Here is a 24,944-nt window from a genome sequence, read left to right on the forward strand (position 1 = left end):
TCAAATCACCAAGTCCGTAACCGCTTCAGGCTCATACCTGAATTGGAAAATACTGCTGAATACCCGGTATGTGCTAAAGATGTCGTGCTATACGCGCCAATACGACCTCGCGTGAAAACAGCATTAATACTGCATCTACCGAGGGTGTCTGGGTTTGCCCAGTGAGCATTACACGCAACGGCATCGCCAATTTAGGCATTTTCAAGCCATGCTTACTTACTATTTCCTTGATCGTCGCTCCAATCGCCGCAGCTTCCCATGCTACATCTTTTAGTCGCTCCGCCAGTTCCTGCAAAGCAGGTATCGCTTCAGCAGACAGCTGGGCATTCAGCAATTCCTGATTGGGATGCAAGTCGATATAAAATACTTCTGCTGCATCCGCCAACTCGTTGAGGGTTATGACTCGTTCTTTATAAAGGTTAATGATGGCTTCCAATGCTGGTACGGCGCCCACTAATACACCCCGTGCTTCCAAGCGCGGACGTATTAGCGCAACAAGCCGCGCATTATCGGCCTGCTTTAAGTAATGCTGATTGAGCCAGTTTAATTTCTCTGTATTAAATTGTGCCGCAGATGGCGTGATATGGTCGAGGTCGAACCAGGCGCAAAACTGCTCCACCGAAAAAACTTCATCATTACCGTGCGACCAACCCAGTCTTGCCAGGTAATTAATCACTGCCTCCGGCAGATAACCCTCTTCATCATATTGCATTACGCTAACCGCGCCATGGCGCTTGGACAGCTTCTGCCCGTCATCACCTAATATCATCGACAGGTGCGCGTACTGTGGCACATTGGCGCCCAATGCCTTGAGTATGTTGATCTGGCGTGGCGTATTATTGACATGGTCATCGCCGCGTATCACGTGCGTAATGCCCATATCCCAATCATCAACGACTACGCAAAAATTATAGGTAGGCGTGCCATCGGCACGGGCAATGATGAGATCGTCTAACTCTCCATTGTCAAATTCAATAGGCCCTTTCACCAAATCTTTCCACGTTACCACTCCCTTGGCAGGATTCTTGAAGCGCACCACTGGCATCGTTTCAGCAGGAGGTTCTGGCAACACCTTGCCGGATTCTGGACGCCAGCGACCGTCGTAACGAGGTTTTTCACCACTTGCACGTTGGGCCTCACGCATAGCATCCAGTTCACTAGGCGAGGCGTAGCAGTAATAGGCTAACCCCTGCGCCAGCATATGCTGGATCACCTCTTTATATCGCTCCATACACTGCATTTGATAGAACGGGCCTTCGTCATAACTCAGATTAAGCCAAGCCATGCCATCTAGAATGGCTTGCACAGCCTCAGGTGTTGAACGCTCTACATCAGTATCCTCTATGCGCAGGATAAAAGTGCCGCCATGCTTGCGGGCGTAAGCCCAGGAGAATAGTGCAGTGCGGGCGCCGCCGATATGCAGATAACCCGTGGGGCTAGGCGCGAAACGAGTACGTATGGTCATAATTTTTAATCAGTAATTTTTAGTCAAAAACAGAGTGCATATTTTACGCCACCTTGCCGCTCGTGCGACTAACAATGTTAGCAACAAATAGATTTGTTCGGTCTTGCAGCAAATAAACTGTTCGCTTTTGATTTGTATTTTGTTAAGTCGCTGCATCGGACTTGTGCAGCGGCGTGGAGTTGTTGCAAAAGCAAATATCCTGGCGAATATGTCTGTGATGTAAATATCGCTTGCTGCTCACTTTGGGCGCAACATTTGAACGCGGTTTGAAATTCGGTTATAATGCCGTGCCTTGCATAGGCGCGTAGCTCAGCTGGTTAGAGCACCACCTTGACATGGTGGGGGTCGTTGGTTCGAGTCCAATCGCGCCTACCAAACAAACAAAAACAATGCATCTATACAACTCCCTAAGCCGCCTGTTAGCGGCTTTTTTTATTTGCATAAACAATTTAACTTGGTATTCAATATCATTAAATTTTTTAGTTCTGTTGCGAATTTAGCTTTGTTCCATAACAAATCAGGGAGTAGAGCATTACATTTGCATATCGCAGATGTTTACAACTTGAGCAAGCCTTGTTCTATTTTGTGATTCGATCGCCACTTAAATTTGTCTATGCCACCTTGTGGCTGGACTTTTTTTGCTATTTGGACAAAGCGACATAAGCTGCAAAGCCTGTTAAAATCCGCAACTTGATTGTTAATCACCATTGGAGAAAGTAGCATGGCTGTTGAACGTACCTTGTCAATTATTAAACCTGATGCCGTTGCTAAAAATGTAATTGGTCAGATTTACACCCGTTTTGAAAATGCTGGATTAAAAGTGATTGCAGCGCGCATGGTACAGATGTCGCGTACTGAAGCAGAAAATTTTTATGCTGTGCATCGCGAGCGCCCATTCTTTAAGGATCTGGTAGATTTTATGATTTCTGGTCCGGTGATGGTGCAGGCATTGGAAGGCGAAAATGCGATTGCAAAAAATCGCGATTTAATGGGAGCCACGGATCCGAAAAAAGCTGACAAGGGTAGCATTCGCGCCGATTTCGCTGACAACATTGACGCAAATGCAGTGCATGGTTCGGATTCAGCGGAAGCTGCCGCAGTGGAAATTGCTTGTTTTTTTCCTGATCTGAAAGTTTCATAAATTAACCCGCTCTTCTGCAAGCCATTTATGTTTGCTATGTAAGGTTTTGTTTAGGCCGCTCCTTCAAATTATCGTCTGCCAAATAATAGCCTGCGCGAACAATACGCAAATTGATGAAGCGTTCAGGCTATTATGGACGTGAATCCGCGCTAATGAGAGCCCCTATAAAAAATTTAGAATTTGTATCCTCGCCATTCAGTAGGCTTAACATAAGTTAACCTTCATTTGGTAGAGGATTCAGTTTAATCGAAGAATTTTTAAAGGTCATTTGATGTCCGAAAACCTTCTTGACTTTGATGTGCAGCGACTTACCGCCTGGTTTGCTTCGATGGGTGAGAAGCCCTTCCGTGCACGCCAGATATTGCGCTGGGTGCACAAAGTGGGAGAGCCAGATTTTGCAGCGATGACGGACATCGCTGCTTTGTTGCGCGAGAAGCTGCAGCAGCAAGCTTATGTGGCTGCACCGCAGGTGATGCGCGACGAAATTTCCGCTGATGGCACGCGTAAATGGTTGCTGGACGTCGGTACGGGCAATGCAGTGGAAACAGTTTTTATTCCAGAGGCAGGGCGCGGCACACTGTGTGTCTCAACGCAGGCGGGTTGCGCGCTTAACTGCTCATTCTGTTCGACCGGGAAACAAGGTTTCAACCGTAACTTGAGTGTGGCCGAAATTATTGGTCAATTGTGGTGGGCTAACCGCCAGATTGGCAAAGATTTTGATGGCAAGTGGCCAGTCACCAATGTGGTGATGATGGGTATGGGTGAGCCGTTGCTAAATTTCGATAATACGGTAAGCGCCTTGCGTCTGATGCTGGACGATAATGCTTATGGCTTGTCTCGACGTCGTGTGACTTTGTCCACTTCTGGCATCGTACCAGCGATGGACAGGCTGCGTGAGGAATGCCCAGTAGCGCTGGCGGTGTCGTTGCATGCATCCAACGACAGCTTGCGCGATGTGCTGGTGCCGATCAATCAGAAGTATCCTTTGCGCGTATTATTGGCAGCATGCCAGCGTTATCTGGAACGCGCTCCACGTGATTTTGTCACTTTCGAGTATGTGATGCTGGAAGGTGTGAATGACAGCGTACAGCAAGCGCATGAACTGGTTGCGTTGGTGCGTGATGTGCCGTGCAAATTTAATCTGATACCGTTCAATCCTTTTCCGCAGACGCATTACCGCCGTTCCAAAGCCGATGTTATAGCCAGGTTTCGTGATGTGCTGATGCAGGCAGATATTGTCACTACTATACGTAAAACACGGGGTGATGATATTGCCGCGGCATGTGGACAGCTGGCTGGGCAAGTACAGGATAAAACCAAAAGAACGCACCGATTATTAGAGATCCGTACATGAAATTGTTTTCACGCGTGAGAGGCCTGAGCTTTTTTCTGCTTGCTTTAAGTATGGCAGGATGTGTTGCGCAATCCGATAGTGGATACGGCAGTAAGCCGCAGCAAAATATTTCGCGGGAAGAGTCCAGCGCCAGAATACATACTGAATTGGCTGCACAATATTATGACCGTGGACAACTTGGGGTGGCATTAGAAGAGCTGTCTTTGGCTCTACAGTCTAAACCCGACTACGCACCGGCTTACAACGTGCGCGGCCTTGTGCGCATGGCTTTGCATGAAGATCAGCAGGCAGATGAGGATTTTCAGCATAGCTTGCGTTTGGATAGCACCGATTCAGATGCACATAATAATTATGGCTGGTTTCTTTGTAAGCGAGGTAAGGAACTGGATTCCATCAAACACTTCATGGCAGCACTAAAGAATCCACTTTACTCTACTCCGGGGAAAGCTTATTTGAATGCAGGCTTGTGCTCTATGAAGGCTGGCAATGCGAAAGACGCTGAGGAGTTTTTGCAAAAAGCGCTAACTGTCCAACACAATATGCCGGAAGCACTGCTGGGCCTGGCCAATCTGTACTTTACTAAAGCGGATTATGCGGGTGCGAAATCCTATTTCATGCTCTTTAAACGGAACAACGTATCCCCTTTGACAGCTGAAAACCTATGGCTGGCAGTGCGCATTGAACGTAAGTTGGGTGATAGAACCGCGGAAAATAGCTATGCGATGCAATTGCGTAAAAATTTTCCTGATGCGCGTGAAACTCAGCTAATGTTGTACAGGCAATAGTGGATAATTCGCCGGAAAATACTTTAGGCAATGCCTCCAGCAGCGTCGAGGTGCGGCCGCTCAGTGTGGGTGCCGCGCTGCGTGAAGCACGCGAGCAACTCGGGCTGAGCGTTGCTGATGTTGAAAGTCGTCTTAAGTTTGCATCACGCCAAATTGAGGCATTGGAGGCGGACAATTTTTCTCGTCTGCCGGAAATTTCCTTTGTGCGCCGCTTCGTACGCAGTTATGCCAAGCTATTGCAATTGGACCCTGCTCCCTTGCTCGCATCACTGCCAATAGATCCAGAGCAGCCCTCGCTGCATACTGCAAGCATTGCGATTGAAGTGCCGTTCCCAAATACCTACGCGACGCGCAGGCTCAAGATTATCTGGTTGGCGACCGGTCTTGTTGTTGTAGTCGCGATCATATTGGTACTTATTGTCTGGTTGAACCGTAGCAAGCCGACTATGCCGCAGGCTACGGTGGAAAAAATTGAGTTGCCAGCCGTCATGCCTACCCCCGCTTCTGTGGTGATAGCAGTACCGTCGCCTGATGCGCTCGTTGTGCCCCCGGAAGCCCCCGCTGCTGCTAAAGTTATAAAGTCAGAATCAAACAGCGCATCCAAGCAATCCGCCTCTATCCGACTGACGTTTGATGCAGAGTCTTGGGTGAAAGTGACGGACAATGACGGCAAGATATTGCTGTCACAACTTAATTCGAGCGGCAGCGAACAACATCTGAAAGGCAGGCCACCGTTTTCCGTGGTTATTGGTAATATCAGCGGAGTGCGTCTATATTATCAAGGGAAGCTTGTTGAACTCGCGCCTTTTTACAATGGCGAAATCGCGCGCCTCACGTTGGAGTAGATATGAGTCAGCATCCCATTCCGCGTCGTACGACGCAACGTGTCATGGTGGGTAATATCGCTATAGGTGGTGGTGCCCCTATCGTTGTGCAGTCCATGACTAATACTGATACCGTGGATGCCGTAGGTACCGCGCGCCAAGTGTTTGAACTTGCACAAGCTGGTTCCGAGTTAGTGCGAATTACTGTCAATACCGCCGAAGCCGCCGCACAGGTGCCCCGCATTCGCGAACTGCTCGACCAAATGGACTGTAATGTGCCCTTGGTGGGCGATTTTCATTACAACGGCCATCGTTTGTTAACAGACTTTCCGGAATGTGCCCAAACACTGGGAGGATACAGGATTAACCCAGGCAATGTCGGTCGCAACCGCAAGGGTGAAGACCAATTCGCTATGATGATAGATGCTGCCTGCCGTTATTCTAAGCCTGTGCGTATCGGGGTGAACTGGGGTAGCCTGGATGCTGATTTGATCGTGCGCATGATGGATGAAAACGCTAAATCACCACAGCCGAAGGAGGCTGCTGCGGTAATGCGAGAAGCGCTCATCGTGTCTGCACTGGATAGCGCTCAGCGCGCCGAGAAACTTGGTTTGCCGCATGATCGAATCGTGCTGTCATGCAAGGTGAGTGAGGTACAAGGTTTAATCGCGGTATACCGTGAACTAGCACTGCGCTGTGATTATCCGCTGCACTTGGGGTTAACCGAAGCTGGCATGGGATCCAAAGGTATTGTCGCCTCCACCGCCGCGCTTGCCGTGTTACTGCAGGAAGGGATAGGGGATACCATACGTATTTCTCTGACACCGGAACCGGGTGGTGACCGTACGCAGGAGGTAATCGTGGCGCAGGAAATTTTGCAAACGATGGGATTGCGTTCCTTTACGCCTATGGTGATTGCTTGCCCCGGCTGCGGGCGTACCACCAGCACGGTTTTTCAAGAATTGGCGCAAAGTATTCAGTCTTACTTGCGCGAGCAAATGCCGGTGTGGCGCGAACAATTCAGCGGCGCTGAGGAAATGACAGTGGCGGTAATGGGTTGCATCGTGAATGGTCCTGGGGAAAGCAAGATGGCCAACATTGGTATCAGTCTGCCGGGCAGTAACGAGCATCCTGCAGCACCGGTATATGTGGATGGTCAAAAAGTTGTTACTTTACGTGGTGACAATATTGCCAACGAGTTCAAGCAGATCGTAAATGATTACGTGGCGCGCAACTACGCGCGGCGTGAAGCTGGTCGTCCCCATCCTGAAACCATACCGATCCATGTAATAAATTGAGCATCAAATAATTGAAAGCAGCGCTCAGACATTGCACATGTACATAGTAGTAGGGCGAAGCTGTTTTAATCATATCTGTCATGAGTGAAGTAAAGGTTAATCGTTTTATGAGCAGCAATTCCCCGTTGCAGGCCGTGCGCGGCATGAATGACATCTTGCCGGAAGAGGCCGGCCTTTGGCTGTGGTTCGAGGATACTGTGCGTGACTGGCTGGAAGGTTATGGTTACCGCAACATTCGCATGCCGTTGCTGGAACATACTGCGCTATTCAAACGTGCGATAGGCGAAGTGACCGATATTGTAGAAAAAGAAATGTACAGCTTTGAGGATAGTCTCAATGGCGATCAGCTTACGCTTCGCCCGGAAGGTACGGCTTCCTGCGTACGCGCCGCGCTGCAACACAGCCTGCTGTACAATGCGCCGCAGCGTTTATATTACAGTGGTGCGATGTTCCGCCACGAACGTCCGCAGAAGGGGCGTTACCGTCAGTTTCACCAGATCGGTGTGGAAGCATTAGGTTTCGCTGGCCCGGATATTGATGCCGAACATATTCTGATGTGCGCGCGCCTGTGGCGAAAACTTGGCCTGCGCGATATCACGTTGCAACTCAATACTCTGGGTGATATAGCAGCACGGCAACGGCATCGCGCCAAGTTGATAGCCTATTTCGGGCAGTACAGTGGCGTGCTGGATGCTGATGCCACGCGCCGTTTGCACAGTAATCCACTACGCATCCTTGATAGCAAAAACCCGGCTATGCAAGAATTGATCATGGCTGCGCCCAATCTGATGGAGGAACTGGAAGACGACGCGCTCAAGCATTTCGAGGCGGTACAAAAAATTTTACATCGCCATGAAGTGGCGTTTAAGATAAATCCACGCTTAGTGCGCGGGCTGGATTATTATAATCGCACTGTATTCGAATGGGTTGCCACTCGCCTCGGCGCGCAGGGCACTGTCTGTGCTGGCGGTCGTTTTGATGGCTTGATTGAGCAAATCGGTGGAAAATCTGCGCCGGCCGCCGGTTTTGCGATGGGCATTGAACGCTTGTTGGCACTGTTGCAGGAAGATGGTATGAACACTCCGCCAGCACCACTAGATGTGTATGTGGTGCATCAAGGCGAGATGGCGGATGGCATGGCGAGCTTGGTGGCGGAGCGCTTGAGGGATTTCGGGCTGCGCGTTTTGTTGCATTGCAGTGGCGGAAGCTTTAAGTCGCAGATGAAAAAGGCAGATGCCAGTAATGCATGTTTTGCAGTTATCCTCGGCGACAACGAGGCGAGTACTAGGCTGGCCACGCTCAAGCCGCTACGCGGTGGCGAACAAATGCATGTGGCATTTGACGAATTGCCGGCCAAAATTAATGAACTGATTAAACAAGGATAGAGAAAATGGCTGTACTCGATTTGCAGGAACAGGAGCAGGTAGATGCGTTTAAGGCATGGTGGAAAGACAATGGCAAATGGCTGTTAATAGCATTGGCCGTGGCTGCAAGTGGTTTTGCTGCGACGCAGGGCTGGCAGTTCTATAAAGAAAAGAAGATGGCTGAAGCCAGTACATTGTATGCAGAACTGGACAAGCAGCTCACCAGCAACGATCCCAAGCGTATCAATGATGCCGAGCAAGCAGTGATCGACAAATACGGTTCTACCGCTTACGCGCCGCGAGCGGCTCTGCTGGCAGCACAGGTTAATATTCAAAATAATGATGTGCCGCGCGCTAAATCACAATTAGAGTGGGTGATCAAACATGCTGACGAGACTGGGCTCCAGAGTGTAGCGCGCCTCAAGCTGGCTAGTGTATTACTGGATGAAAAAAATTACGCTGAAGCACTCAAGCTTCTGGATGCAAAGCATACTGAATCTTTCACGGGTTTGTATGCCGACCTTAAGGGCGATGTGCTGAACGCACAGGGTAAAGCTGACGAAGCACGTGCCGCTTACCAGCTGGCATTAAATAAAACTGATGCCCAGAGTAAGTATCGCAACTTGATCCAAATGAAACTGGACGCGCTTGGAGGCGCTAAATGATTATTCGCATTGCCGGGCTGCTGCTACTTGTAATGCTGGCAGGCTGCTCCACTGTGTCTGGCTGGTTTAGCAGCGATAAAACCGGCAAGGAGCCGGCAAAGCTGGTTGAATTCAAGCCGGCTGCTACGTTTAAGGTGCGTTGGCATCACAAAATCGGTGGGAGCGGCAATTCAATTCTGCAGCCTGCCGTAACGAGTGATGCGGTGTATGCAGCAAATGCCAAAGGGGAGTTATTTCGACTCGATCCTGCAACAGGAAAACAGGTGTGGCGTGTCAACAGCGGCTTCACCATTTCTGCGGGGGTAGGGGCGGGCGATGGATTAGTGCTGGTCGGTGGTGTGAAGGGTCAATTGGCTGCCTTTTCAGTAGATGGTAAATTACTTTGGAAAACGAAAGTGTCCAGCGAAGTGTTGAATGTAGCAAAAGTTGTTGATGGCATCGCTGTGGTGCGTACTACCGATGGCCGCCTTTCTGGCATTGACGTTACGGATGGCAAGCGACTATGGTTGTATGAACATGCCATACCACCGCTGGTTGTGCGCAGCCATGCGGGGGTGGCTATCGAACGTGGCACAGTATTCGCCGGATTCGCCGCTGGAAAGTTAGCGGCAATTAGCTTGGGTTCTGGCATCGTCATATGGGAAACAGTAGTGTCTCAACCGCATGGTAATACTGAACTGGAGCGCATCAGCGACATCACGAGTTTGCCGGTGCTAGATGACGAACAGGTTTGTGCAGTGGCATTCCAAGGGCGTGTGGCATGTTATGGCTTGGCACAAGGTAGTTTGCTTTGGAGCCGGGACCTATCCAGCGATAAGGGCATGACTCTATTTCATAATTATCTTTATATTACAAATACCAGTGGTACTGTATTGGCGATGGATAAAACTAGTGGAAGTTCAGTTTGGAAAAATGATCAGTTATACATGCGCCAAACCTCGGCACCCTATGCATTCGGGGATTATTTGGTGGTGGGTGATTTTGAAGGATATCTGCATGCGCTGAGCCGAGAGGATGGTCGCATGTTGGCAAGACTCAAGACGGATTTTAGCCCCATCTTCAATGCACCGGTAGAGTTGGATGGTGGTGTGTTGGTGCAAACACGCGAAGGTAATTTGTATTCGGTTACTCTCCATTAAGTTTGCTCCCATAGAGCCGGCCATCAAATAGATTGATTAGAACATCCGGATTCCTGCCTTCGCGGGTATAACGAATCGTACTATTTAATGGCCGACTTTATAATTGAAAGTTTGAAATGTTACCCACACTCGTTTTAGTTGGTCGTCCCAATGTGGGGAAATCCACTTTATTTAACCGCCTTACGCGTAGCCGTGATGCTCTGGTAGCTGATCTGCCAGGGCTAACGCGTGACCGTCACTATGGTCGCGGGCGCGTTGGCGAACGGCCATTTCTAGTGGTGGATACCGGTGGCTTAGAGCCGATTGCCAAGGAAGGTATTCTGTATGAAATGGCTAAGCAAACGCGGCAAGCGGTGGATGAAGCTGATCTGGTGTTGTTCCTGGTTGATGGGCGTCAAGGATTGACCCCGCAGGACAGGATTATTGCCGAGCAATTGCGTAAAACTGGGCGTCCTCTGTTGCTCTTGGTCAACAAGGCTGAAGGCATGCAGCGTGCTGCTGTTGTCAATGAATTTTTCGAATTAGGAATAGGCCAGCCGTTGCCGATTTCTTCGGCGCATGGTGACAATGTAAGTGAAATGGTGGAGCTTGCGCTGGAAGAGTTACCGCCGCAGGCTGAAAGTGAAGAAAATCATTCTGATCACCCGAAGATGGCTATTGTTGGCCGTCCCAACGTTGGTAAATCCACCTTGGTCAATGCGATTCTAGGTGAGGAACGGGTAATCGCCTTCGACCAACCCGGCACCACACGCGACAGCATTTATATTGATTTTGAACGTGATGGCAAGCAATACACCATCATCGACACGGCTGGGGTTCGTCGCCGCGGCAAAGTCGACGAAGTAGTCGAGAAATTTTCAGTAATAAAAACCTTGCAGGCGGTAGAAGACGCCAACGTTGTAGTTCTCGTGGTAGATGCGCAACAGACCATTACCGAGCAGGATGCGCATATCGCAGATTTCGTTTTGCAAGCGGGACGTGCACTGGTATTAGCGGTAAACAAGTGGGACGGGCTGGACGACTACCAACGTGAGACGACTAAACGCGATATCGATCGCAAGCTGCATTTCCTCAGTTTCGCCAAATTGCATTTCATCTCTGCACTTCTTGGCAATGGCGTGCCCGCCATATTGAAATCGGTGGATGAGGCTTATGCCGCCGCCATGGCCAAGCTGCCTACACCTCAGCTTACGCGGGTACTTATTGCTGCAGTGGAAAAGCAGCAGCCTCCGCGCTCCCTGTTTCGTCCCAAGTTGCGTTACGCTCACCAAGGTGGCAGCAATCCGCCGCTGATCGTGATTCATGGCAGCGCGCTGGACAAAATACCGGACAGTTACCGCCGTTATCTGGAGCGTACTTTCTGTGCAGCCTTCAAACTGCAAGGCACTCCGCTCAGGATCGAATTCAAGGCAGGCAAAAATCCATTCGCCAATAAGACTCCCAAGCCGCTAACCGAAAGCGAAGAGCGTAGTGCTCACCGCGCTCGCATCCGTGGGCGCAGGCTATACGGGCGTTAATCAGAACTTAAGGTCGCCTCTCAAAATTCAAGTTTCTAGGCAAGACAAGGCACGAGTAAAAAATTTGAGCACTGCATATAGTTGATATGTAGGCGATAATTTTTTTCGAGTAACGCCGTATTGTGACGAAACGGGGTAAGCAGGCAAGCCGCAAAGCGGCTGCTCGCACAATTGGATTTTTAGAGGTGTCCTTAACAACATATTCATATTATTGTTGTTATCAATTAATTACGTGGTGCGCTCAAAAAGCAGATGTAACATTTCCTAACCCTTCTTTAATATCCACTAAAAAACATCTTCCCTACATATGGGGTGCGGCAAGCCGTGTGGGCCATTTTTTAACAGGTCGCGTCCCATTTTCACTCCAGTCAATTCCCGCTTAACTGGCTAACTCCAATTCGAGCTCAATCAGCGAGTGTTGTCCCTCTTTACGAGCACTCGGTCTTTACCCAGGGGCCATCTGGAACATCGACTGCTTCGATCAGTGGGGAGTGGAATTGGGAAAAATGCTGGCACAACGTATCATCCAGAGCTGGAAAGCAAGAAGGAGCATGCTCTTCAGCATGATAGCTCAACAAACCATCTGATCCGTAGCTACCGAAAATTGAAGGAGAGGTCATGACCCTCCCGCAAATCGCTGGGTCCGCGTAGTGAATTAGGCAGAAGTGATTTCATAATTATTTTTTTATAAAGGATTCTATGATGGAAATCGGAATGATTGGTCTTGGAAGAATGGGTGCCAACATGGTACGGCGCCTTATCAGTCAACAGCATCAATGCGTCGTCTTCGACAGGTCGCCGCAAGCGGTGGAGGATCTGGTTGCGGCGAAGGCTGTGGGCGCTGCATCGCTAGCGGAACTCGCGAAAAAGATGGCGAAGCCCAGAGTGGTTTGGCTGATGGTACCGGCCGCGGTGGTGGACGGTACCATCGCCGACCTGTTGCCTCATCTTGAGTCCGGTGACACCATCATCGACGGCGGCAATTCTTACTACATAGACGATATCCGCCGCGCTAAGGAACTCGCGGTAAAGAAGATCAACTACGTGGACGTCGGAACCAGTGGCGGCGTCTGGGGTCTGGAGCGCGGCTATTGCATGATGATCGGCGGCGAGAAGGAGATTGTTGATCGCCTTGACCCGATCTTCAAGACGTTGGCGCCGGGCGCAGGCGACATACCACGCACTCCGGGGCGCGAGAAGCTTAAAGGTACCGCCGAACAGGGCTACCTCCACTGCGGACCGACTGGTGGCGGCCATTTCGTTAAGATGGTGCACAATGGCATCGAGTACGGCCTCATGGCCGCCTACGCGGAAGGGATGGCAATTCTGCGCAACGCCAACATCGGGAAGGCCGATCATGAAGTCGATGCGGAGACAACGCCGCTGCGCCATCCTGAGAATTACCAGTATGATTTTAATCTGGCCGATATCGCCGAGGTATGGCGTCGTGGCAGCGTCGTGGCGTCATGGCTACTCGATTTGACATCGACAGCTCTGGCCGAGGATTCAAGCCTCAGCGGCTTTTCGGGAAGGGTTTCGGATTCTGGGGAAGGGCGATGGACGATCAGCGCGGCGATCGACGAGGCCGTTCCGGCCCCGGTTCTTACTACGGCGCTCTATGCACGTTTCTCCTCGCGTGGCGAATCGGATTACCAGGATAAATTGCTCTCGGCGATGCGTTTTCAGTTCGGCGGACATCACGAGAAACCTGCGAAGTAAGGAGGTCAGCATGAGCACGACCCATTCGGATGCCTTGGTCTTCTTCGGAGCTACAAGCGATCTAGCGTATAAAAAAATCTTTCCTTCGCTTCAGCCGATGGTGAAACTCGGCACCCTCAACGTGCCCGTGATCTGCGTGGCCAGAGCCGGCTGGAACCGCAACTCATCGAGAGTTTCCAGATCACGATGGCTGAGGATTTCAGGATCCAAGGGCGCGGCGGATTCTACGATGCCACCGGAACGATACGCGATGTGATACAGAATCATCTCTTCCAGGTTATCGCGAATTTCACGATGGAGCCTTCGGCCCATCGGGACAGCGAATCGATCCGCGATGAAAAAATGAAGGTGCTCAAGGCGATCGCGCCGCTTGAAGCAAATAATGTCATCCGTGGGCAATTCCGCGGCTGCACATCAGAGGTGGGAGTCGCGCCTGCTTCAAAGACGGGAACCTTCGCGGCGCTGCGCCTTGATATCAATTTTCTGCGCTGGCAGGGTGTTCCATTCTTTGTCCGGGCCGGAAAGAGCTTTCCGGTTACTTGTAAGGAAATACTGGTGCGCTTCCGCCGCGCGTCTGATGCCTATTCCGATCTGGCGACGACCCCCAATCATCTAGAAAAATTGAATAACTTATTAGATGTCAATAGCCCACCTCTGCTGAAAAGTTACCTGTGTCAAGGAGCTTATATTTGCGGCGCACCGGCATGGAACTCTCATTTCAATACCGCCGACTTATTTGCCATGCTACCCATATCGCACACTTGAATCCCTTGAATCCGCCTTTTCCTGGTTTTTCCATCCCAACACCTTAATCTCTCTAAGATGTTGCGGTTGCTTATTGAGCGTGCCCAACCCCTTATTGCATTGTTATGTACGGCATCACACAGACGGAGTCATAAAAGCATAATAGACTTTACCCTGCATTAATCCAATTACGATTTCCTCAACGACCAGGTTTCCCTTACGAGGTAAGGGATCAGATGAGGTTATAAAACATGAGAGGGATTGCGACATGAATATGAGAAGAGGAATGGTTGTTGGAAGCGCGCTCATCGCCTTGGTGGGATTGATGTCGTCCCCCGGGATATCGTTTGCGAGCGATCAAGCGCGCGCAAACGATATCCTCCAGCAGAACTGCGTTCAATGTCACCGGCTGGAAGGCAAGCCCGACTCACGTTTTAATCTCAAGGCTCCCGATCTCATCTGGGCCGGGAGCAAGTACCGCCGCCCCTGGTTGATTGGTTGGTTGACCGGGAAGGAAACGCCACTCTATGCCAAGGGCTATCGTTGGGATCTGACCGAGGCCTCGCCCAAGCATCCGGTTGTCACAGTATCCGAGGCCAACGCTATCGCTGATTATTTTGCCGAGCACAACAAGGACCCACGAGTCAAAGTCGGCGCGTTTGATCTTTCGAAAGTGTCGAAGTTTGAAGCCGATTTTGGTGCAATGGCCTTCAAAGCTCACGCCTGCATCGGCTGTCATACGATTAATGAGGATGGAAAAATCATCGGAGGGCCGCAGAGCACAGCGCTTCAGGCATCCGGACAACGATATGACCAAGATTGGCTCTTCCGTTTCGGGCTGAATCCACAAGATTTTGTGCCGCACAGTGGCGAGTTTTTAGCCGATGCGACGGAGCCGCAACTCCGCGCGGTGATCGGATACTTAATGACCCAGGGTGTGAATGACTTCAAGTATTACGAGCCTTGGACGAGTCCGGAATTCGGCATGGCCAGCGTAGGTCGCGGCAAAGTCATCTACAAAGAATATTGTTCGCAATGTCACGGAGCGACAGGCAAAGGTGATGGGCCGGCGGCGTCTGGTTTGGAGCCGAAGCCGGCAATTCATGCCAACATTCCATTTGAGAAGCTGCCAATAGAATATCTGTACAACGTGATCAACCATGGCGGCCCGGCAATAGGCAAGTCGCCAAATATGCCCTATTGGAACCTGACCATTGGCCAGCAAGGCGTAGCTGATGTGATCGCCTACCTCAAAGCGATATTCAAGGGCTCACCTGCCGGAGTGGCTGCTGCCAGTGCCGCACCAGCCGCGGCTGCCAGCGCAATGGCTGCCAAGGCTGCTGCCATTGCCGTTCCGGCTGGTGCTGCTGCCACTGCAACTTCCTCAAGTGGAGGCCAGTCGGATGCTTGCGTGCAGCCGCGTAAGACGGCCAAGGCACCGGATAGTTTCCTGGCCATGACGAATCCACTCGCTGCCTCTGCCGAAGTGCTTCAGGCCGGGAAAACGCTGTTCCTGAAATCCGCCAAGCCTGCCGCCTGTGCCATGTGTCATGGAGAGAAGGGCGATGGAAAGGGCATGATGGGAGCAGCACTGGTGCCACCACCGAGAAACTTTACCTGCAATGCCATGATGAAGGATATTCCGGATGGCCAGCTTTTCTGGATTATCAAGAAAGGTTCGTCTGGGACCGGCATGATGTCCTTCTCCGGCTTGTCCGATGACAAGGTGTGGCAGCTGGTTCATTACATCCGGTCACTGGCACGTTGATCAGAAGACGCCGAACAACGGCGGCAAAGCAAAGCAACAGATGCAGATAGGCGACAACATAAAACCATTTTCTCAACTAATCAATAGGAGCTACACATGAAATTTGTTACTAAATTACCGCTGGCATTGGCATTGATCGTGGGCAGCATCACTAGTCCAGTTTTTGCAGAAGCTGAGCATCACGCAGGAAAAGAAGATGGGCATCACGCGGGGAAGGTGGAGAAAAAGCTTCGTGCAGAAGCGATCATCGCCGGTCCGGGCATTACCGGAGAAGCTCATCTGTATGAGGAACACGATGGGCTCGTCAGAATCAAGATGATGGTACAAGGTACGCCTGACAGCAAGTTAACGCCCGGGCGACACGCGGTTCACATCCACGAAACAGGGGCATGCGATCCGTTCACGGCGGCAAAAGGCCATTACGATGGCAATATCGATCCGCAGGTCAACCCGGAGGCGAATGTCAGTCCAGGCCTTGGAAATCACCCCTATCATTTAGGTGATCTGTCGAATCTTGTGGTTGATGAGAACCGCAAAGGAACGTTGTATGCCATCACGAGCCGGGTCACCCTTACTCCCGGATTGACAACCCTTTTCGATGCGGATGGAAGTGCGTTTATTATTCATGGACTTGAAGACAAATTCCTTCCTGATCCTCCGACAAAAGATGCCCCAGGTGGCCCCAGGATTGCATGTGGGGTGATTGTTCTGAAAAAGTAATGCAAGGAAAATGAAAGGAAAATGAAAGGGTAGAATCATGAATGACACATGATGATGGATCTGTATTTTTTACGAATGAATGAGAGAGGAGATAAACGATGGCAACCTTCATAATATCCGGCAGTCGAGGTACAGACGATCCGACGATGGCCACGTTGCCCTTCATGGCCGCGAAGACGGCAAAGGAGCAAGGGCATGATGTGGTGCTCTGGCTCTGGAACGAAGCCGTGATGCTCGGTCGCAAAGGAACGGCTGATCATGTTCACGGCGTGAATCTGACTCCATTGAAAGAATTGCTGGCTGCGGTGCAGACGGCGGGCGTGCAGATTTGGGTCTGCGGCGCCTGTGCCGTGGCTCGGCAGATCATGGCAGAGGATCTGGTGACCGGTGCATCAATAAAAGGGATGCCGGATTACATCAAGGCAGTGGCCGAACGCGACCGCAATGTGACGTTTTGACCGTTGTATTCATTACCTGGTCGGCCAGTGCAATGGGTGGTCGATACGTGCACCATGCTGACGCATGGTGCACGTATTTTACGGGTAGCTTATGGCCGTAATCAGTTGCGCCACGATCAGTCGATTTTTTAGGAGATTACCGATGCTAATTCGAGCATTAGTCATATCACTGCTATCTATTGGATCCAGTTACGCCGTCCCTGCAATCGCGCATGCTGCTAATGAACCTATCCAACCAATCGAGGACGCCAAGCCAAAGAATTCAGACATGGTTGAACTAGGCAAGATGCTTTTTTTCGATCCGCGTTTATCGAAGTCTGGATTCATTTCTTGTAATTCCTGTCACAACTTGAGCATGGGCGGCACGGATAATCTGCAAACATCCATTGGCCATAATTGGCAGCAGGGGCCGATCAATTCGCCAACAGTATTGAACTCCAGCATGAACTTGGCTCAGTTCTGGGATGGTCGCGCCAAGGATCTGAAGGAGCAGGCGGGTGGCCCCATCGCCAACCCCAAAGAGATGGCATTTACCCATGAACTGGCAGTGGATGTATTACGCTCCATTCCCCAGTACCGAGCCCGCTTCCAGCAATTGTTTGGCGCAGATAAAATCGATATCGGTATGGTAACCGCCGCGATTGCGGCGTTCGAAGAAACCTTGGTTACGCCTGACTCTCGTTTCGATAAATGGCTCAAGGGCGACAAGCTAGCTTTGAGCCAAACTGAACTGGAGGGTTACAAGCTATTCAAGGAAAGTGGATGCACGGGTTGCCACAATGGCGCTACTGTAGGCGGTGGGTCATTCCAGAAATTTGGAATCTATGAGGCCTACAAGACTACGAACAAGGCTGCAGGCAGGTCCGCTGTAACGGGCAGGGATGCCGACCGCTTCAAGTTCAAAGTACCCAACCTCCGAAACGTGGAGCTAACTTATCCTTATTTTCATGATGGTGCCGCTGAGACCTTGGAAGACGCGGTGGACACCATGGGTAGGCTGCAGCTGGGACGCAAGTTCACCAAGGAAGAAAATGCCAAGATCGTGGCGTTCTTAAAGTCGCTGACCGGTAAGCAGCCCGAGTTCACGTTACCAATCCTTCCCCCTTCAACTAAAGAGACGCCGAAACCTAAACCCTTTGGATAAATACAGATAAGTGGAGCGCTACAATTTATTTTGTATCGCTCCAATTCGCAATAATAATAAGGAGTGTGCAATGAGTGACAAAAAGAAACTGACCACCAACGCAGGATGTCCTGTAGTCGATAACCAGAACGTGATGACCGCAGGTCCGCGGGGACCACAGCTTATGCAGGATGTCTGGTTCTTGGAGAAACTTGCTCACTTTGATCGCGAAGTCATCCCCGAACGGCGCATGCATGCAAAAGGTTCCGGCGCCTATGGCACCTTCACCGTCACCAGTGATATCACTAAATTCACCCGGGCGAAAATCTTCTCACAAGTGGGCAAGAAGACCGATTTGTTCGTCCGTTTTTCCACCGTAGCCGGTGAGCGGGGCGCCGCTGACGCCGAGCGCGATATTCGCGGCTTTGCCATCAAGTTCTACACCGAGGAAGGGAACTGGGACCTGGTTGGTAACAACACACCTGTATTCTTTCTGCGGGACCCGCTGAAATTTCCTGATCTGAACCATGCTGTAAAACGCGACCCGCGCACCAATATGCGCAGCGCAAAGAACAACTGGGATTTCTGGACACTGCTGCCGGAGGCGCTGCACCAAATCACCGTGGTAATGAGCGATCGCGGCATTCCCGCCACCTATCGTCATATGCACGGCTTTGGCAGCCACACTTTCAGTTTTATTAATGCGGATAACGAGCGTTACTGGGTCAAATTCCACCTCAAATCGCAGCAGGGTATCAAGAATCTCACCGATGCCGAGGCCGAGGCCCTGATTGGCAAGGATCGCGAAAGCCACCAGCGCGACCTGTATGAAGCCATTGAGCGTGGTGATTTCCCGAAATGGAATATGTGCGTGCAGGTCATGCCAGAAGCTGACGCCGCGAAGGTGCCCTATCACCCTTTCGACCTAACCAAAATCTGGCCGCACAAGGATTATCCGCTTATTGACGTTGGCGTACTGGAACTGAACCGCAACCCCGAGAACTACTTCGCCGAAGTGGAGCAGGTTGCCTTCAACCCTGCCAATGTGCCGCCCGGCATCAGTTTTTCGCCGGACAAGATGCTGCAAGGGCGAATTTTCTCCTACGGTGATGCACAGCGTTATCGCCTGGGCGTTAACCACCAACTGATTCCGGTCAACGCCGCCCGCTGCCCGGTTCACAGTTCGCATCGTGATGGTGCCATGCGCGTCGATGGTAACCACGGCAGCACGCTGGGCTATGAACCAAACAGTTACGGCGAATGGCAGGAGCAGCCGGATTTTGCCGAGCCGCCGCTAAGCTTGGAGGGCGCGGCTGACCACTGGGATCATCGCGAAGATACAAATTACTACTCTCAGCCCGGCGCACTATTTCGCCTAATGACGTCGGCTCAGCAACAGATATTGTTCGAGAACACCGCGCGTTCCATTGGTGCTGCGCCACGCGAGATTCATATTCGCCATATTGGAAACTGCTTGAAAGCTGATCCGGCATATGGCGAAGGGGTTGCTATTGCACTAGGCATCCCACTGAGTGGAGTTTTGAAATAAAAATTGTCAACTAATGGCCGTTATAAAGCCAGCCATAAAATGGTGCGATTCGTCATTCCCGCGAAGGTCGGAATCCAAGGGTTTTCTATAGCCCCGCTAGGCTTTGCAGGCTGAAAAAAGATATGAACAAATTATTTATGGCATTGTTTTTGTTATTAACGGGGTGCGTTGGAATTCCTGAAAATGTGAAACCCGTTGAAAATTTCAAGTTAGAGAACTATCTCGGCAAGTGGTATGAAATTGCGAGGCTGGATCACTCATTTGAACGAGGTTTATCTCGAGTTACAGCAGATTATAGTTTACGAGATGATGGCGGTTTGAAAGTAATAAATCGTGGTTATTCTGTAAAAGAAAATAAGTGGAAAGAAGCCGAAGGAAAGGCCTATTTCGTAAGGGGGTCGGATCAGGGTTACTTGAAAGTTTCATTCTTTGGTCCATTCTATGGTTCTTATATCGTGTTTGAACTTGACCATGAAAATTATCAATATTCACTCGTATCCGGTCCTGACAAATCTTATTTTTGGATTCTGGCAAGAACGCCACAAATAAATGAAAATATTAAAAATGTTCTTATAGCAAAAGCTGCAGCATTGGGGTTTGACACGAGCAAATTGATACATGTCAATAACGATTAATCAACTATTACGGGAAAAAGCTATGTCGTAATTGCCTGTTGAATTTGGTATTCAACGGGCATAAAGTGTTGTCACGGAGGTGTGTATCGTGAAAGCGACTCAATTGAGGGGTAGCCACAGGCATTTTTTATGAATTTGCTTTTAGATAACTAGAATCATAAAAAAATAGTTTTTTTGTTGTTCGCCCTTTTTATGCGAAATCCAAGCTATGTACCGATGGTGCAGCAGCGTCCAAGTTGATCGCCCTGTACGTGGGGATTGCTCATCGTCCCGTCAATGTTGCCGCAGGGAAGCAGGTGGTCGGCGGCATCTATCATATTCAGAACGTCAATACCTATGACAGCCGACTTAAACAATGGATGGCGCGATTTAATGGTGTAACCACGCATTATCTCGAAAGTTATCCTGAACAGAGGAGGGGCACACAATGATTAGACTGACTTATGCCAGCACTGCAAACCAAGAATGGAGCCCAGAGGATCTGTTAGAGCTGTTAAGACAATCTCGGACAAATAATGGTGCCAAAAATATAACCGGAATTCTCCTCTATTCAAATGGAACTTTTTTTCAAGTTTTGGAGGGCGAAGAGGCAACCGTTGAAAACTTGTATAGGACAATAGAAAAAGATCCGCGTCACAAAAATTGCACGCTCATTGAAAAGCTAAATATAACTGAACGCGCATTCCCATATTGGAGTATGGGCTTTGAAAAAATAGATCCCAAAGAATTAAGAAAAATGGAAGGGCTTAATAACTTCTTTGAACATGATTTTACTCCTGCCGGTTTTGCTTCGCATAAAAACATTATTGGTCCTTTATTGACCCACTTACGAAGCAAACTTGTAAAACAAGTGAGCACCGAAAGTCATGAAGAGCTTCCGATGGAGCATGATGATCCATTTATAAAATACTTACACCGTACTATACGAATAGGCGTTAAGTTTTTGTCCATATTAATGGTTGTTGTCATCCTGTTGAGTATTGCTGATGTGCTTTATATTATCTGGTTAAAAATTAGTAACTCGCCGCATTTTCTGATGACCACAAATGACCTGCTGGAAACATTTGGGTCCTTTTTGGCTGTATTGATAGCTATCGAAATTTTCATAAATATAACTATATACATCAGGAGTGATGTAATTCCAGTCAAACTGGTTGTAGCCACTGCGTTGATGGCCATTTCGAGAAAAGTTATCGTTTTTGATTATAAAAACTTGGATCCCGAATATGTAAGTGCTTCAGCCTTGGTGCTGGTCGCTCTGGGTATCACCTATATGCTGGTTAAAAAAAATGACTAGTGTAGTGCTTCAGAAATAATGGAACTTATGTGAAGGCTTGACCTTTAAATACTTATTGCTTAGGAGGTCAGTGCCATGCGTGTTGCCAAGCCAATCTAGTTGAGTTTTGACGATGATCGTCCCCTGCTGAATTCTTTTCAAGCGCAAACGTGTGGTAAGAGGCCATCAGGAGAATAAGTTGCTTCAATCTATCCTCCCACGACAAGGAGTGTCGACCGGAGGTTGAACAGCGACACGTTTTCGAACTATCTCAAGCTGACTTTGTCGTCCAGCCGATAAAGGTTGTAACGCGCCTTGTAGAGGCTCGGATCGAGTTGCAGTGCAGTAGTGAATTCGCGCCGTGCTTCATCATTGCGTCTGGCTAGCATGTAAGCATAACCAAGATTGTTGTGTACGCGTGCCTTGCCAGGCGACTTAATTACGGTATCTTCCCACAAGCGGATCTCGTTGGCGTAATCCTGATTTCGCAGAACGGTAAGGGTAGCAAAACCTAACAGCAGTAGCGCAGCGATAGTCTGGGTTCTTGTTCCGTCCGTCCACAGCCTCAACTCAATACACAAAGCGAGAGAGAGTGGCCATCCGGCCAGATACATTTGTCGGTCGTTGGCGATATCGATACGCGGTAGAAACAGATGCAACGGGATCAGTTGTAACATCGCCCATGCCAAGGCGAAGCTGATCCACGGGCGTACACGCCAGCAGGCTACCATGAGCACAAATAGCGCAAGGAAGAAGACCAGTGGCAGCAACATGGCGGAAAAATTGTTTTGCAACGGCAGGTCCGGATCAATGTTCAGCCATAACGGTAAAGCCCATTGCCGCATCAGGTAGGAAAAAACAGCAACTTGATTTGTTATGTTGCCTTGCATGGAATTGAGCTGGGCACTGCGTTCCATATGTGCCAGGTAGCTGTCGCTGAACAGAAAAATCAGTGCGCCCAGAATCAGCACCAGCCAGCTTGGCCATTGCGGCGTCAGGGCGCGTTTCCATGTGCCGCCACAAGAATATTCCCACAACAACAGCGCCAGCGGAAACGTCACGGCGGTTTCTTTGACGCCCAGGGCAATGACGAAGAGCAGCGGAGCCAGCCCATACACTTTGACGTTGTTTTGCTGTGTGCGTCCGCTGATGTAAGCGAGCAGCCCTGCCAGATAGAACAGCGTCATCAATGAGGTGGAACGACCGCAGATATAAGTGACGGCCTCGGTATAGATGGGGTGAGCGGCGAACAGCAACGCGACGAGAATCGGAACTTGCCGAAGTTTGTCCTGCTGCCATTGTTGCTGCACAAAGGCCTGCGCTAATCTGTAGACCAGGTAAGCATTTGTCAGATGGATCAGCAGGTTGGTGAGATGAAATCCGATTACACCCGTGCCCATTATCCAGTTGAGTGTGTAGCTGAACTTGAGCAGGGGTCGGATGCCGAAGGACAAGCCTTCTGCCCAGCCTGCCCAGGAGTGCACGCTCGGATTGTTGACGATGACGTTGTAGTCATCGAACTGGAATGTGCCGTTAAGTGCATTCGCGTAGCAGATTGATACTGCCAGCATGAGCCACAGCAGTACGCCGAAGTGCGTTTCAGGGAGCCGCGCGGGCATGATCGAAAGCGAGATCGAGGATGTCTACAGCATCCCACCAGCGGTCTTTGCCATGCAACATCACGAGCAGCACCTCGTGACCACTCCGTTTGGCAAAGGCTACGAGACACTTGCCGGCATTGGGTGTGTAACCTGTCTTAAGGCCGAGTGCCCCGTCGTAGCGACCGATCAGCGCGTTCTTGTTTTCTAGCGTGTAAAGTTTCTTGCCGTCTAGCGTGGCGATCTGCAAGTTTTTTTGCGAGGTAATCTCGAACAATGATGGGTGTTTGAGTAACTCATGCGCCAACCGCGCAAGATCATGTGCGCTGGAATAGTGTTTGGCGGCATCGTGCCCGCAGGCGTTGGTGAAATGTGTATCGCGCATACCAAGCTCTTTTGCACGGCGATTCATCCGAGTTACAAAGCCTGCTTCACTTCCGCCCAAGTGATCGGCCAGCGCATGGCAGGCATCATTGGACGACGCTATCATCGTAGCGGCGAGCAGGTCTTGCACACGGAAGCGTTCGCCAGCCTTGAGCTTGATACGCGAACCCGTCTCAAGTGTAGATGCTAGGCTGATCGATGCTGCTTCTTGTAACTGTCCTTGTTCAAGAATCAGCAACGCGGTCATCAGTTTGGTCAGGCTGGCAGGCGGCAAGCGGTCATTGGGGCGATGTTCCCAAATGGACGCGTTATCCACTTTGACGAGATAGGCGTTAGCGGCCTGTGGAAAAGGATCGGGCTGCCCCTGTGCAGCCAAGATGTGGCACCACAGGAGCAGCCCGACCAGATACTTCATGCTTTAAAAACCGAACATACCCTTCAGTTTCTTGATTCCTTCCAACATATCGTTCGCTGGGTTGTTTGCAGAGGGCTTGTCGTTGGTTGGGTTGTTCGCAGAGGGCTTGCTCGAGTCACGCGGTGCATCCGCTTCGCTTGAATTGTTGTCATCCGCAACGTCTTTCATGCCGCTCATGCATAATCGAATGCTCTCGGCGCTAGTTTTGCCGGTGTAGCTGCGTCCCTCGCATTCTTTGCGGCGTTTTTCCTCGCGATAAACCTTGGCTTCTGCCGGACAGTATGCAGATAGCTGCTGATAATTATTGCTGTTGAACCCCTTGCAAATCGTCTTGGTGGTGGCAGCCATATCCAGCTTGCACTCTTTGGCGATGGAAGCGCTTTTTGATTGTTGATCATGCTGAAGTAGCAGGGTATAGGTTTGCGCATCTTTGGAGGCATCCTTGCGCACGTTATCGCACAATTTTTTGCGCTGGTCGGCGCAGTTGACAAAGATGTGATCAGCACTGCCTATCCAGACAGCCGTGCTGTCGTAACCTGAGGTGTCACACATTTGCGCTTTTGCTTTAACAAGCATCTCTTCTGAATCGCAAGCTCCTCCAATGCGCTTGCCGCTGTAAGCCATGTCCATACTTACGTCTTGACCTTCTGATTTGCCTGATAGCTGCATTTTGCCGGCATAGCTGTTGGCGGTAGCAGTTTGCTCGCCGACGCCTGTCATTATTTCACCGTTATGGTCGCAACGTGCTTTCCACGAGACTTTGTTGCCGACGGTTTTGATGTCAGACATCTTGCAATTCTTGTCGCCAGAAGTCTTTCTGGGATCGCTTTCCCCGCCTTTGGCGATGCAAATCTTCGTCGGAGTAGCGGGCATCGAGAAAGGCATGCCAGGTATTTCCATTTTGGTAGTGACTTCCCAGTACTCACCAGGTGCGGCATATGCTGCAGCACTCAACATGCTGGTTATCATGGCTAGAATGGCGGTAAGGTGTTTGTTCATGATC

At 50.2% G+C, this 24,944-nt stretch carries 24 protein-coding genes, 1 tRNA gene and 1 pseudogene; 22 read left to right on the plus strand and 4 right to left on the minus strand.

The window, feature by feature from the left end:
- Positions 1–73: 73 nt before the first annotated feature.
- On the minus strand, positions 74–1,465 hold the full coding sequence (gene gltX, locus MJ768_RS01615; RefSeq protein ID WP_239287554.1) for a glutamate--tRNA ligase: 1,392 nt from the start codon (positions 1,463–1,465) through the stop codon (positions 74–76).
- A 298-nt stretch (positions 1,466–1,763) separates the two neighbouring features.
- Here gltX and MJ768_RS01620 point away from each other — a divergent pair.
- The 22 genes and pseudogenes from MJ768_RS01620 to MJ768_RS01720 all read left to right on the plus strand — a co-directional run bounded on the left by MJ768_RS01620 (position 1,764) and on the right by MJ768_RS01720 (position 21,565).
- Positions 1,764–1,840, plus strand: a tRNA-Val gene (locus MJ768_RS01620).
- A 346-nt stretch (positions 1,841–2,186) separates the two neighbouring features.
- Positions 2,187–2,606, plus strand: a complete 420-nt coding sequence (ndk, locus tag MJ768_RS01625) for a nucleoside-diphosphate kinase (RefSeq protein ID WP_239287556.1) — start codon at positions 2,187–2,189, stop codon at positions 2,604–2,606.
- Between the two features lie 271 nt (positions 2,607–2,877).
- Positions 2,878–3,960 (plus strand): 23S rRNA (adenine(2503)-C(2))-methyltransferase RlmN, encoded by a 1,083-nt coding sequence (gene rlmN / locus MJ768_RS01630; RefSeq protein WP_239287557.1) that lies wholly within the window; start codon positions 2,878–2,880, stop codon positions 3,958–3,960.
- Positions 3,957–4,745 (plus strand): type IV pilus biogenesis/stability protein PilW, encoded by a 789-nt coding sequence (gene pilW, locus MJ768_RS01635; protein ID WP_239287558.1) that lies wholly within the window; start codon positions 3,957–3,959, stop codon positions 4,743–4,745. Before rlmN ends, pilW begins: the two co-directional genes overlap by 4 nt.
- Positions 4,745–5,590, plus strand: a complete 846-nt coding sequence (locus MJ768_RS01640) for a helix-turn-helix domain-containing protein (RefSeq protein ID WP_239287559.1) — start codon at positions 4,745–4,747, stop codon at positions 5,588–5,590. Before pilW ends, MJ768_RS01640 begins: the two co-directional genes overlap by 1 nt.
- Before the next feature lie 2 nt (positions 5,591–5,592).
- Positions 5,593–6,867, plus strand: a complete 1,275-nt coding sequence (gene ispG, locus MJ768_RS01645; RefSeq protein ID WP_239287560.1) for a flavodoxin-dependent (E)-4-hydroxy-3-methylbut-2-enyl-diphosphate synthase — start codon at positions 5,593–5,595, stop codon at positions 6,865–6,867.
- Positions 6,868–6,974: 107 nt separating this feature from the next.
- Positions 6,975–8,252 (plus strand): histidine--tRNA ligase, encoded by a 1,278-nt coding sequence (hisS, locus tag MJ768_RS01650; RefSeq protein WP_239287561.1) that lies wholly within the window; start codon positions 6,975–6,977, stop codon positions 8,250–8,252.
- A 5-nt stretch (positions 8,253–8,257) separates the two neighbouring features.
- Positions 8,258–8,896 (plus strand): tetratricopeptide repeat protein, encoded by a 639-nt coding sequence (locus MJ768_RS01655; protein WP_239287562.1) that lies wholly within the window; start codon positions 8,258–8,260, stop codon positions 8,894–8,896.
- Positions 8,893–10,035 (plus strand): outer membrane protein assembly factor BamB, encoded by a 1,143-nt coding sequence (gene bamB / locus MJ768_RS01660; RefSeq protein ID WP_239287563.1) that lies wholly within the window; start codon positions 8,893–8,895, stop codon positions 10,033–10,035. Before MJ768_RS01655 ends, bamB begins: the two co-directional genes overlap by 4 nt.
- A 116-nt stretch (positions 10,036–10,151) precedes the next feature.
- Entirely contained in the window at positions 10,152–11,552 is a 1,401-nt protein-coding gene (der, locus tag MJ768_RS01665; RefSeq protein ID WP_239287565.1) for a ribosome biogenesis GTPase Der, read from the plus strand.
- Between the two features lie 491 nt (positions 11,553–12,043).
- A complete protein-coding gene (locus tag MJ768_RS01670; protein WP_239287566.1) occupies positions 12,044–12,139 on the plus strand; it encodes a hypothetical protein in 96 nt (31 codons plus the stop codon).
- Between the two features lie 112 nt (positions 12,140–12,251).
- Positions 12,252–13,271 carry a phosphogluconate dehydrogenase (NAD(+)-dependent, decarboxylating) gene (gene gnd / locus MJ768_RS01675; protein WP_320415716.1) on the plus strand — a complete coding sequence of 340 codons (1,020 nt, stop codon included), beginning with the start codon at positions 12,252–12,254 and terminating at the stop codon, positions 13,269–13,271.
- Positions 13,272–13,281: 10 nt separating this feature from the next.
- A complete protein-coding gene (locus MJ768_RS15295; protein ID WP_445082957.1) occupies positions 13,282–13,527 on the plus strand; it encodes a hypothetical protein in 246 nt (81 codons plus the stop codon).
- Positions 13,437–14,036: a hypothetical protein gene (locus MJ768_RS01680; protein WP_256449811.1), complete on the plus strand. Its 600-nt coding sequence runs from the start codon at positions 13,437–13,439 to the stop codon at positions 14,034–14,036. Before MJ768_RS15295 ends, MJ768_RS01680 begins: the two co-directional genes overlap by 91 nt.
- Before the next feature lie 265 nt (positions 14,037–14,301).
- On the plus strand, positions 14,302–15,783 hold the full coding sequence (locus tag MJ768_RS01685; RefSeq protein WP_239287568.1) for a c-type cytochrome: 1,482 nt from the start codon (positions 14,302–14,304) through the stop codon (positions 15,781–15,783).
- A 96-nt stretch (positions 15,784–15,879) separates the two neighbouring features.
- On the plus strand, positions 15,880–16,503 hold the full coding sequence (locus tag MJ768_RS01690; protein ID WP_239287569.1) for a superoxide dismutase family protein: 624 nt from the start codon (positions 15,880–15,882) through the stop codon (positions 16,501–16,503).
- A gap of 98 nt (positions 16,504–16,601) precedes the next feature.
- The gene (locus MJ768_RS01695) at positions 16,602–16,961 is read left to right on the plus strand and encodes a DsrE family protein (RefSeq protein ID WP_239287570.1); all 360 of its coding nucleotides are present in this window, start codon (positions 16,602–16,604) and stop codon (positions 16,959–16,961) included.
- 142 nt (positions 16,962–17,103) lie between these two features.
- On the plus strand, positions 17,104–18,105 hold the full coding sequence (locus tag MJ768_RS01700) for a cytochrome-c peroxidase (RefSeq protein WP_239287571.1): 1,002 nt from the start codon (positions 17,104–17,106) through the stop codon (positions 18,103–18,105).
- A 70-nt stretch (positions 18,106–18,175) separates the two neighbouring features.
- Positions 18,176–19,633, plus strand: coding sequence for a catalase (locus MJ768_RS01705; protein ID WP_239287572.1), 1,458 nt, complete (start codon positions 18,176–18,178; stop codon positions 19,631–19,633).
- Between the two features lie 122 nt (positions 19,634–19,755).
- A complete protein-coding gene (locus MJ768_RS01710; RefSeq protein WP_239287573.1) occupies positions 19,756–20,268 on the plus strand; it encodes a lipocalin family protein in 513 nt (170 codons plus the stop codon).
- A 209-nt stretch (positions 20,269–20,477) separates the two neighbouring features.
- A pseudogene (locus tag MJ768_RS01715) lies at positions 20,478–20,672 on the plus strand (hypothetical protein); the annotation flags it as partial.
- A gap of 23 nt (positions 20,673–20,695) precedes the next feature.
- Positions 20,696–21,565, plus strand: a complete 870-nt coding sequence (locus MJ768_RS01720; RefSeq protein WP_239287575.1) for a phosphate-starvation-inducible PsiE family protein — start codon at positions 20,696–20,698, stop codon at positions 21,563–21,565.
- Between the two features lie 245 nt (positions 21,566–21,810).
- Here MJ768_RS01720 and MJ768_RS01725 read toward each other — a convergent pair whose 3' ends face one another.
- Genes MJ768_RS01725 through MJ768_RS01735 form a run of 3 tightly spaced genes read right to left on the minus strand, consistent with a single transcriptional unit; the run spans position 21,811 to position 24,940 of the window.
- Positions 21,811–23,163: a tetratricopeptide repeat protein gene (locus MJ768_RS01725; protein WP_239287576.1), complete on the minus strand. Its 1,353-nt coding sequence runs from the start codon at positions 23,161–23,163 to the stop codon at positions 21,811–21,813.
- Positions 23,144–23,941: a D-alanyl-D-alanine carboxypeptidase family protein gene (locus MJ768_RS01730; RefSeq protein ID WP_239287577.1), complete on the minus strand. Its 798-nt coding sequence runs from the start codon at positions 23,939–23,941 to the stop codon at positions 23,144–23,146. Before MJ768_RS01730 ends, MJ768_RS01725 begins: the two co-directional genes overlap by 20 nt.
- 3 nt (positions 23,942–23,944) lie before the next feature.
- Positions 23,945–24,940, minus strand: coding sequence for a DUF3617 domain-containing protein (locus MJ768_RS01735; RefSeq protein WP_239287578.1), 996 nt, complete (start codon positions 24,938–24,940; stop codon positions 23,945–23,947).
- Between the last annotated feature and the right edge of the window lie 4 nt (positions 24,941–24,944).

Source organism: Candidatus Nitrotoga sp. 1052 (genome assembly GCF_927312905.1).
In the GTDB taxonomy this organism is placed as follows: domain Bacteria; phylum Pseudomonadota; class Gammaproteobacteria; order Burkholderiales; family Gallionellaceae; genus Nitrotoga.

Excerpts from the sequence above, each read along its gene's own strand:
- gltX (WP_239287554.1), bottom strand. The coding sequence starts at position 1,465 with ATGACCATACGTACTCGTTTCGCGCCTAGCCCCACGGGTTATCTGCAT.
- ndk (WP_239287556.1), top strand. The coding sequence starts at position 2,187 with ATGGCTGTTGAACGTACCTTGTCAATTATTAAACCTGATGCCGTTGCT.
- rlmN (WP_239287557.1), top strand. The coding sequence starts at position 2,878 with ATGTCCGAAAACCTTCTTGACTTTGATGTGCAGCGACTTACCGCCTGG.
- pilW (WP_239287558.1), top strand. The coding sequence starts at position 3,957 with ATGAAATTGTTTTCACGCGTGAGAGGCCTGAGCTTTTTTCTGCTTGCT.
- ispG (WP_239287560.1), top strand. The coding sequence starts at position 5,593 with ATGAGTCAGCATCCCATTCCGCGTCGTACGACGCAACGTGTCATGGTG.
- hisS (WP_239287561.1), top strand. The coding sequence starts at position 6,975 with ATGAGCAGCAATTCCCCGTTGCAGGCCGTGCGCGGCATGAATGACATC.
- MJ768_RS01655 (WP_239287562.1), top strand. The coding sequence starts at position 8,258 with ATGGCTGTACTCGATTTGCAGGAACAGGAGCAGGTAGATGCGTTTAAG.
- bamB (WP_239287563.1), top strand. The coding sequence starts at position 8,893 with ATGATTATTCGCATTGCCGGGCTGCTGCTACTTGTAATGCTGGCAGGC.
- der (WP_239287565.1), top strand. The coding sequence starts at position 10,152 with ATGTTACCCACACTCGTTTTAGTTGGTCGTCCCAATGTGGGGAAATCC.
- gnd (WP_320415716.1), top strand. The coding sequence starts at position 12,252 with ATGATGGAAATCGGAATGATTGGTCTTGGAAGAATGGGTGCCAACATG.
- MJ768_RS15295 (WP_445082957.1), top strand. The coding sequence starts at position 13,282 with ATGAGCACGACCCATTCGGATGCCTTGGTCTTCTTCGGAGCTACAAGC.
- MJ768_RS01685 (WP_239287568.1), top strand. The coding sequence starts at position 14,302 with ATGGTTGTTGGAAGCGCGCTCATCGCCTTGGTGGGATTGATGTCGTCC.
- MJ768_RS01690 (WP_239287569.1), top strand. The coding sequence starts at position 15,880 with ATGAAATTTGTTACTAAATTACCGCTGGCATTGGCATTGATCGTGGGC.
- MJ768_RS01695 (WP_239287570.1), top strand. The coding sequence starts at position 16,602 with ATGGCAACCTTCATAATATCCGGCAGTCGAGGTACAGACGATCCGACG.
- MJ768_RS01700 (WP_239287571.1), top strand. The coding sequence starts at position 17,104 with ATGCTAATTCGAGCATTAGTCATATCACTGCTATCTATTGGATCCAGT.
- MJ768_RS01705 (WP_239287572.1), top strand. The coding sequence starts at position 18,176 with ATGAGTGACAAAAAGAAACTGACCACCAACGCAGGATGTCCTGTAGTC.
- MJ768_RS01710 (WP_239287573.1), top strand. The coding sequence starts at position 19,756 with ATGAACAAATTATTTATGGCATTGTTTTTGTTATTAACGGGGTGCGTT.
- MJ768_RS01720 (WP_239287575.1), top strand. The coding sequence starts at position 20,696 with ATGATTAGACTGACTTATGCCAGCACTGCAAACCAAGAATGGAGCCCA.
- MJ768_RS01725 (WP_239287576.1), bottom strand. The coding sequence starts at position 23,163 with ATGCCCGCGCGGCTCCCTGAAACGCACTTCGGCGTACTGCTGTGGCTC.
- MJ768_RS01730 (WP_239287577.1), bottom strand. The coding sequence starts at position 23,941 with ATGAAGTATCTGGTCGGGCTGCTCCTGTGGTGCCACATCTTGGCTGCA.
- MJ768_RS01735 (WP_239287578.1), bottom strand. The coding sequence starts at position 24,940 with ATGAACAAACACCTTACCGCCATTCTAGCCATGATAACCAGCATGTTG.